We start from the raw sequence: 579 nt of genomic DNA on the forward strand, positions 1-579 counted from the left end.
AATATGAGGGAGGGATAAATAATGCAGGGAGATGTCAGTTTTACATTTTTGGACCGAATTGAAGAAGTAGAACTGAATATTGTAGATAGACGATGGCAGTCTGCACTGGCATTGGCATTGACTTTGCCAGATATTTGCGGAGGTATTGCTTTCCCGGAAATTGTTAAACATTATCGAGATGGCCGGGTTATGCTGGATCGGCAAAAGAATCCGACCCGTGATGTGGGAACCCAGTATATTCGCTGGTTTGATGAATATGCAGGGGACTACTTTAAACTATCTCAATCCGATGAAAAGCCATATATTTGCGGAGAACGCTGTTGGCAGCTTCGATGTGAATATCTTCATCAAAATAAAGGATTTTTGAATGATGAAAATAATATACGCTTTCATCTTGGACTAAACTGTGGAATGTCAGTTTGTCAGTTGGAAAGTATGAACATACAGGAGAACGGAAACGATATTCGTATAGACATAGAACAGTTTTGTCTGAGGATGTGCAAGGCAGCAAAGAGTTATTATGATAAAGTTCATTTGGAAAAAGACTTTAGTCTCTATAATACACCAGTTTTGGATTTT

Annotated in this window: 1 protein-coding gene; it reads left to right on the plus strand. The window is 38.7% G+C overall.

Annotated elements, in window-relative coordinates:
- Window positions 1–21 precede the first annotated feature (21 nt).
- Window positions 22–579: hypothetical protein (locus LIR34_RS17575; RefSeq protein ID WP_330603755.1), on the plus strand; the 558-nt coding region annotated here is incomplete at its 3' end.

Source organism: Blautia sp. MSK17_66, assembly GCF_020538025.1.
GTDB lineage: Bacteria > Bacillota > Clostridia > Lachnospirales > Lachnospiraceae > Blautia_A.